This window comes from Phyllobacterium sp. P30BS-XVII, assembly GCF_014138335.1.
GTDB lineage: Bacteria > Pseudomonadota > Alphaproteobacteria > Rhizobiales > Rhizobiaceae > Phyllobacterium > Phyllobacterium meliloti.
Genome location: NZ_JACGXO010000004.1, coordinates 511003 through 519402 on the forward strand (window position 1 = coordinate 511003; position 8400 = coordinate 519402).

Annotated in this window: 8 protein-coding genes; 7 read left to right on the forward strand and 1 reads right to left on the reverse strand. The window is 55.0% G+C overall.

Annotated elements, in window-relative coordinates:
• The first annotated feature begins 97 nt into the window (after positions 1-97).
• From FHW17_RS14615 to ugpC, 7 genes are read left to right on the forward strand one after another with little or no spacing between them, the layout of a single operon-like run.
• The gene (locus FHW17_RS14615) at positions 98-1141 is read left to right on the forward strand and encodes a Gfo/Idh/MocA family oxidoreductase (RefSeq protein WP_182510183.1); all 1044 of its coding nucleotides are present in this window, start codon (positions 98-100) and stop codon (positions 1139-1141) included.
• On the forward strand, positions 1142-2170 hold the full coding sequence (locus FHW17_RS14620; RefSeq protein ID WP_182510184.1) for a Gfo/Idh/MocA family oxidoreductase: 1029 nt from the start codon (positions 1142-1144) through the stop codon (positions 2168-2170).
• The gene (locus FHW17_RS14625) at positions 2163-3230 is read left to right on the forward strand and encodes a Gfo/Idh/MocA family oxidoreductase (RefSeq protein WP_112527977.1); all 1068 of its coding nucleotides are present in this window, start codon (positions 2163-2165) and stop codon (positions 3228-3230) included. The genes FHW17_RS14620 and FHW17_RS14625 overlap by 8 nt, the downstream gene beginning before the upstream one ends.
• Positions 3231-3274: 44 nt before the next feature.
• On the forward strand, positions 3275-4552 hold the full coding sequence (locus FHW17_RS14630) for an ABC transporter substrate-binding protein (RefSeq protein ID WP_182510185.1): 1278 nt from the start codon (positions 3275-3277) through the stop codon (positions 4550-4552).
• Between the two features lie 60 nt (positions 4553-4612).
• Entirely contained in the window at positions 4613-5581 is a 969-nt protein-coding gene (locus FHW17_RS14635) for a sugar ABC transporter permease (RefSeq protein ID WP_113096515.1), read from the forward strand.
• Entirely contained in the window at positions 5574-6626 is a 1053-nt protein-coding gene (locus tag FHW17_RS14640; protein ID WP_112527983.1) for a carbohydrate ABC transporter permease, read from the forward strand. Before FHW17_RS14635 ends, FHW17_RS14640 begins: the two co-directional genes overlap by 8 nt.
• Before the next feature lie 38 nt (positions 6627-6664).
• Positions 6665-7753: a sn-glycerol-3-phosphate ABC transporter ATP-binding protein UgpC gene (ugpC, locus tag FHW17_RS14645; RefSeq protein WP_112527985.1), complete on the forward strand. Its 1089-nt coding sequence runs from the start codon at positions 6665-6667 to the stop codon at positions 7751-7753.
• A gap of 77 nt (positions 7754-7830) precedes the next feature.
• On the opposite strand, the gene FHW17_RS14650 is transcribed toward ugpC, so the two are convergent.
• Positions 7831-8400 (reverse strand): autotransporter domain-containing protein (locus tag FHW17_RS14650; RefSeq protein WP_182510186.1); only part of this gene is annotated, 570 nt, incomplete at its 5' end.

The following is an 8400-nucleotide window of genomic DNA, read 5'->3' on the forward strand; positions in this document are numbered from 1 at the left end:
ATACCGGTATTCTCTGGATTTACAACCGGTATACCGGTGTGCTATCGAAGACATATCGGTGAACTTTGCATCACCGGCATTGGCGCAGGGAGGCCCGATGAAAATTGCCCTGATCGGATTGGGTATGGTTGCAAGCACGCACATCAGGGCGATTGCCGCGCTAACACCCGACATCCACCTCAAAGCCATTTGTGGTCGAAACAGGGAGCGCACCACCCAATTTGCCGATGAGGCTGCTGTCATTCTCGGCTATCGCCCCGAACCGGTGTTTTCAGTCGAAGCAATTGCCAGCGATCCCGCCATAGACTTTGTAATTGTCGCAACGCCGCCTAATGCGCGTTTGGAGATGACCAAGACGCTTGCAGCTGCGGGCAAATCCATTCTCATGGAAAAGCCAATCGAACGAACGCTGGAAAGCGCGAAGGAGATTGTGGGGCTTTGTGAAGATCATCATGTCAAGCTTGGCATTATCTTTCAGCACCGCGTCCGGCAGGCGTCAATTCAGCTTCGTGACATGCTCAAAACCGGGGCACTCGGGTCAATCCGTATTGCAGAAATTATAGTGCCGTGGTGGCGGGAACAATCCTATTATGACGCGCCGGGACGCGGAACTTACGCCCGGGACGGCGGCGGCGTTCTTATCTCGCAGGCAATCCATTCGCTTGATCTTGCCCTCTCCCTTGCTGGTCCAGTACGGAAAGTGCAGGCCATGGCAAGAACCAGCCCGTTCCACCAGATGGAAGCTGAAGACTACGTTACCGCAGGGCTGGAATTCGATAGTGGCGCCATCGGCTCGCTCGTTGCAAGTACAGCCAGTTTTCCCGGCACTGGCGAAACCATCACCCTTCATTGTGACAAGGCGTCGGCGCGTCTGGATGCGGGACAACTGATTGTCACCTGGCGCACCGGCAAAACTGATGTTTTCGGTGAAGAAGCAGGCACCGGCGGCGGTGCCAATCCGATGGCCTTCACCCATGAATGGCATCAGGAGATTATCCGCGATTTCTCCAATGCGGTTGCCAACAACACCGAGCCGCTCATTTCAGGCAGAGCGGGTCTTGCCGTCCACGCCTTGATTGATGCGCTTGTCGCATCAGCAAACACCGAACGTTCCGTAACCCTCGCCCCGTGGAATATATGAATGTCAAAGCCTCTCAAATTCGCCACCATCGGCATCGATCACCGGCACATTTTCGGCCAATCGGAAAACATGATGAATGTTGGAGCCGAATTTGTCGGCTGGTGGACGGAGGGAACACCCGAAACCCTCGACAGTTTCATCAAGCGGTTTCCCGATATCCCGCGCGCGGCAACGCGTGAAGAACTGTTGAACAATCCTGAAATTGATCTCGTGCTGATTGCCGATGTGCCGTCGCGGCGCGCTGACAGGGCCATTGAAGCCATGGAGCACGGCAAAGATGTCATGGTTGATAAGCCGGGCTGCACCACGTTGGAACAGCTCGAAGCCATCCGGAAAGCCGTCAACCAAACCGGACGGATCTGGTCAATCGATTTTTCAGAACGCTTTGAAGTTCCCTGCGTGACAAAAGCCGCCGAACTCGTGCAGGCCGGTGCAATCGGAAAGGTCGTGCAGACAGTTGGTCTCGGTCCGCATCGTCTTAACCGTCATCTGCGGCCGCAATGGTTTTTTGAACGGGATAAATATGGCGGCATTCTCTGCGATATCGCTTCGCATCAGATCGACCAGTTCCTGTTTTTCACTGGCTCTGAGGACGCTGAAATCCTGTTTGCCGAAGTCGCTAACCACGCCAATCCGGATGATCCGGGCTTACAGGATTTTGGCTGTCTGGCGCTGCGCAGCGATAAGGGCCACTGCTATATCCGCGTTGACTGGTACACTCCTGACGCCCTGCCAACCTGGGGGGACGGACGTCTGACCATCCTTGGAACAGAAGGCTATATTGAGCTTCGCAAATATGTCGATGTGGCACGCGACAACGGCACCGATCATCTCTACCTCGTCAACGGTACGCGCTGCGAGAGGATCGACGCGTCCGATGCCGGTCTTCCCTATTTTGCCAGGCTGGCGGATGATATCCGCAACCGTACGAACAATGCGATGCCACAGGCACACGCGTTCAAAGTCATGGAACTTGCCATCAAGGCACAGTTACTAGCCGAAGCCACTGCAGGTGCGCGCCATGGCTAATCCAATTCGCGTGGCCATCATTGGTGCCGGTATCGGCGCAAGCCATCTCAAGGGCTATCGAGCCCTCCCCGATCGCTTCACGGTTTCTGTGCTGTGTGATCTTGATCAGGAGCGTGCAGCAAAAGTAGCGGGCGCTGACCCCTCAATCCGAATTGAACCGGATCTCGACCGGGTATTGGCTGATCCCAACATCGACCTCATTGATATTTGCCTGCCGCCACACCTGCATTTCAAAGTGTCGATGGCAGCGCTTGCCGCCCGAAAACATGTGGTCTGTGAGAAGCCCTTTGTTAGCTCGCTGCATGAAGCGGATTTGCTCGCGGCGGCCGTCCAGAAATCCGGGCGCATCCTTTCGCCTGTTTTCCAATATCGTTTTGGCCGGGGATTCGCCCAACTGCGCGCGCTTATCGACAAGGGACTTGCCGGCAAAGCCTATACATCAAGCATTGAAACGCATTGGTGCCGACGTGCTGAATATTATGACATTCCATGGCGCGGCACATGGAAGGGCGAACAGGGTGGTGCTGTTCTCAGCCACGCAATCCATAATCACGACCTGCTCTGCTATGTCATGGGCAATGTCAGGCGCCTGACGGCGTTCGCCGCGACGCGGGTCAATCCCATCGAGACAGAGGATTGCGCGTCTATCGTGTTTGAAATGGAGAGTGGAGCATTGGCTACCAGCTCTATAACACTTGGCGCTGCTGATGATACCAGCCACTTCCGGTTTTGCTTCGAAGGCTTCACCGCCGAAAGCGGAAAAGCCCCCTATACACCGGCTGAAGATACGTGGCATTTTCTTGCCCGGGACCCCGCACGGCAGGCGGAAATCGATGCGGTGGTCAATGCTGTTCCAGAGGTGCATTCCGGTTTTGCCGGTTTCTTCGATGCTCTTGCCGATGCCATCGAAGGCCAGAGCGGAAACGAAGTAACGGTTGCGGACGGGCGGCGCTCGCTTGAAATGGTCACGGCGATTTATCATACGGCGCGCACGGGAGGAACTGCCGAGCTGCCGCTCAACCACGAACACCCGCTCTATAAGGGATGGACACCGAAATAGCCTAAAATCAGATCAATGTTCACAACGATATGGGAGGATATCAGATGGACAAGCGCAATCTCAAATGGACTGGTGCAGCTCTGGCGTCGGTCATTGCTTTGTGGACAGGCTCTGCGGCGGCGGATGATATTCGTTTCATGTGCGCTGCCGATGGCAATGAATGTGCCACGCTAAAATCCCTGTTTGATCGATATGAGAAAGACAATCCCGGCACGCACGTTGTTATCGATGAGGTAGGCTACAAGGCCATTCTGGAAAACCTGCCTGTCCAGCTTGCCGGGGGTACTGGCCCGGATATGGCGCTGGTTACAGATTTTGGCGGACTGGCCAAGTATTTTCTCGACCTGACGCCCTATGTCGACGCCAATTACTGGAACACCAATTTTGGCAATACGCTGCGGTGGTCACGCACCAGCCCTGACGATAAGGGCATCTATGGCATGAACATCCAGTTGACCATTACCGGCGCCTATATCAACAAGACCCTGTTCGAACAGGCTGGTGTTGCGGTGCCGGGTGAAAAGGCAACCTGGGACGAATGGGCTGAGGCATCGCGTCAGGTTGCCAAGGCAACAGGCGTGCCATTCCCCATGGCAATGGACCGCTCAGGACATCGCATAGCGGGTCCGGCCATTTCCAACGGCGCGAAAATCTTTGACGATGCCGGAAATCCCATTCTTGTCGACGCACCATTTGCAGACTTCATGCGCAAGTTTGTCGACTGGAACAAGGACGGCACCATGGCAAAGGATGTCTGGGCTGGTATCGGTGGCACAAGCTATCAGGATGCGGCGCAGGAATTCATCAATGCCCAACTCGTATTCTACTACTCCGGAAGCTGGCAGGTTCAGCGTCTCGACAAGGCAATCGGCGACAGTTTCGACTGGGAAGTTGTCGGCTCGCCCTGTGGACCTGCCGCTTGTTCCGGCATGCCCGGTGGTTCGGGTCTCGTCGGCTTCAAGCAGACCAAAAACCCTGAGGCTGTAGCCAAACTCATTAATTATATCGCCCAGAAAGACAATTACGCCGAGTTTATCGGCAAGACCCGCAACGTCCCTGCCCATGAAGGTGTGGCAAAGGAGGGTGTGGCCTATTCAGATGCTTCGCAGAACGTGGCAAAGGCTCTCAAGGGCTGGAATGCCCAGATCGCCAAACTGTCACCCATCGCTTATTCCTATCAGGGCTATAAGAACAGCCGCACCATGTACAACATAACGGTGCAACGCGTGACGCAGGCGATCGTCGGCGAAATGTCTATTGATGAAGCAATGGAAAAGGCCAAGCAGGATGTGACGGCGGCGATTCAGTCGGCAGGCAAATAACGCCGATAAACTGCTCGCTGACCGACCTGACGCAATATCAACCGTGAAGGGATGTGCAACATGACCGCCCTCCTGAATGCGATCATGAACATTATCGAAATACCCATGCGCTTTGCTCAAAGGCGGCTTGGCCTGCGGCGCATCGCATGGGTGTTTCTTCTGCCTAATCTCATCCTCTTCGGGATATTCGCTTTTCTGCCTGTCATTTTGAACGTCATCTATGCCCTGACTGGAACCGATCAGGTCATGCTGAGTGACCGGACATTTGCCGGGTTCGACAATTTCATAACGCTGGCCACCTGCACCAACCATCTTGACCCGAACACCTGCACGCAGGATCTGTTCTGGCGCGCCATTTACAATTCGCTCTGGTTCGTGACCTTACAGGTCGGGTTTATGGTCGGTCTGTCTCTCGTTACGGCCATTGTTCTGAATGGCAAAATACGGGCGCGCGGCTTTTTCCGCAGCGTGTTCTTCTTTCCTGTTCTTCTATCGCCGGTGGTGGTTGCGCTGATCTGGAAGTGGATTTTGCAGCGCGAGGGACTTCTCAACGCCGGAATGGATGCGTTCGGCCTCACCCCGTACAACTGGTTACTTGACCGGAACTGGGCATTTATCTGGTCAATTTTCCTGTCAGTCTGGGCCCATATGGGCTTTTACACATTGATCCTGCTTGCCGGGCTGCAGGCTATTCCACGCGATGTCTACGACGCCGCGCTCATGGATGCCGCCTCACCCTTCCGGACGTTCCGGCGGATCACGCTGCCACTGCTTATGCCAACCATGATTGTTGTCCTGCTGCTTGCCTTGATCAAGGGCGTCCAGACCTTTGACGAGGTCTATGCCTTTACCGGTGGCGGACCGGGTTCGGCGACGACGTTCATTATCCAGTATATTTACGAAACGGGTTTCGCCGGAACGCCGCGTCTGTTCGGTCTGGCCGCCGCCGCTTCCATCCTGCTGGCGATCGTCCTGATTGGACTCACCCTCATCCAGCTTTCTGTCACGAGGAGCAAAGCCGATGGGTAAGATTTTTGCCTTCCTGACGAAAACCCGTGGCATAGGCCGGTTGCATTGGACGGATTGGGCGTCTTACGCCTATCTCCTGTTCGGTATTGTCATCACGTTCGGGCCGGTGCTTTGGCTGGTGCTTTCATCCTTCAAGAGTGAAGCGGAGCTGCAACGCTTTCCACCCACGCTCCTGCCCTATGCTCAGGAGATGATCAGCATTGACGGGTACGACAAACCGCTCCCGCTGTTCGAAATTACCAATGGCGAATTTGCGGGCAAGCAAGCCGGTCAGGTCAGGCGCATTGGCCTTGTCTCGCAGCTTGTCAGACCCGAAGCGCCCAAGGACCTTATCAAGGTGCCGCTGGCCGACCGCAAACCAGTCGAACGCATTGATTTTGCCTTCGAAAACTATGGCGATCTGTTCAAGCGTTTTGATTTTCTGCGCTATCTCTGGAACAGTGTGTTTATCACAACCATGGCAACGCTCATCATGTTGCTGGTCAATTCCATGGCCGCCTTTGCCCTATCAAAATATCATTTCCGCGGACGCAGCACCGTGCTCGCCATGATTGTCGGCACTTTAATGGTTCCGCAAACTGTGGTGCTGGTCCCGCTCTTTTTGATCACCCGCGAGCTTGGGATGCTGAACAGTCTCTGGGGTGTCATCATTCCCGGCGCCGCGACACCCACAGGCGTGTTTCTGCTGCGTCAGTACATGCTCACCATTCCTGATGAAATTCTCGATGCAGCCCGCATGGACAAGGCCAGCGAGTGGAAAATCTTCTGGCGTATTGTCCTGCCGCTCAGTGCCCCGGCAATCGCTGTCCTTGCCATCCTTGCCATCATGTGGCGTTGGAACGATTTTCTCTGGCCGCTTATCGTCCTGTCCCAGAACGACAAGTTCACATTGCAATTGGCGCTCAATTCATTCCAGGGACAGCTGACAACCCAGTGGAGCAATCTGCTCGCCATGACGGTGCTGGTGCTTGTTCCAATCGCCATTGTCTTCGCATTTCTGCAAAAATACATCGCGACCGGCATCGCCTCTACGGGTGGCAAATGATGCGTAACGTCAACCTGACCACGGGGAGTTAGCCGCCAATGTCGAGACTTGTGCTTCGCAACGTCAGGAAAAACTATGGTGGGCTTGAGGTCATCAAGGGTGTTGATCTCGATATTGCCTTTGGTGAGTTTTGTGTCTTTGTCGGCCCGTCAGGTTGCGGCAAATCCACATTGCTCAAGATGATTTCCGGTCTTGAACCGATCAGTGATGGCGAGATTGCCATTGATGATGAAGTGGTCAACGACGTTCCGCCCGCTGACCGGGGCCTTGCCATGGTGTTCCAGTCCTATGCGCTCTATCCGCACATGTCTGTTCGCCAGAACCTGTCCTTTGGTCTTGAAAATCTCAACACACCAAAGGCTGCGATTGCGCAGAAGATCGCTGAGGTTGCAAAGATGCTCCAAATCGAGCCTTTGCTGAACAGACGCCCCGGGCAGCTATCGGGCGGACAGCGCCAGCGCGTTGCCATTGGCCGCGCCGTGGTGCGTGAGCCGAAAATATTCCTGTTCGATGAACCGCTATCCAATCTCGATGCGGAGCTGCGTGTGGAAATGCGCGGCGAGATCGCCCGGTTGCACAGACGTCTCGGTAATACAATGATTTACGTTACCCATGATCAGGTCGAAGCCATGACCATGGCTGACAAGATTGCCGTGTTACGCAGTGGAAAAGTTGAACAGTTCGGCGCACCGCTTGAACTTTACAACAACCCTGCCAATGTCTTCGTCGCGGGGTTCATTGGTTCGCCCAAAATGAACTTCTTTCAGGGAACAATCCATGCCGCTGATGGCCAGGAGGCCTTTGTTCAGTTCAACTCTGGCGAGCGCATTCCCGTGAGCCGCGAGACGTTCCTTGTGTCCCATGGCCTGCCCGTGACACTGGGAATTCGCCCAGGTCATGTCACGCTCGGCCCTGTCGAAACAACAGATATCAAAGGCGTGGTTCAAAACATCGAGCAGCTGGGCGGAGAGTCGCATCTGTATATCAGTGCCGCCGACGGCACCCCGACAGCCGTGCATGTCGATGGTCAAACCGAGATTGCACTCGGCGACACAATTGGGCTTAAACTTGATACCAGCAAAATTCAGCTCTTTTCGCGTAACACTGGCGGGACGCTTCGACGTTGAATTTGACATTCGACGGTTGCGCGTAATGTGCCATGGCGGCAAAACAACCGCCATGAGCAGAGAGACGAACCGTCTTCCTAGAAACTGACATTCAGCTTCGCATCAACGGCATTTTGCGTAAGACCCGAGCCGTACTGTCCGGTATAGGTGAGACCGAGCGTTGCATTGCGGCTGAGCTTGACGTCGACACCTGCCTCAACCATCGCCGTATCCTCGGCAATTGGCACACCCGCCACCGAGAAAGCATTGCCGGTGGCAAAGGCAAGCGTCGAATTTGGTGTAATATCGCCATAGGCATGCTGCCAGCCGATTGTTCCGCGCGCCTCGATATCCATCGTTCCCAGTGCAAAGGGTGCCGATGCGCGAAGACCCAGCGTGGTGAAGGTCGTATCGGTGGTATCGCTTCTGGCTGTCAGTGCTGCTGCACCGCCCTTTTCCGTAAAGCCATCGGTCTTCACCCGGACATGTGCCAGATTGGCAAAGGGTTCAAAGGCAACCCTGTTTGTATCAATCCGGTAGCCCAGTTCACCAAAGGCCTGGAAGGTTGATGCGTCATAATCGGCATTCAGATGTTCGGCAAAGCCGGGGAAGGCAACCGAACGGGCCGTTTCAATCGAATGCCAGCTATAGGCAAGACCGGAGCGCAG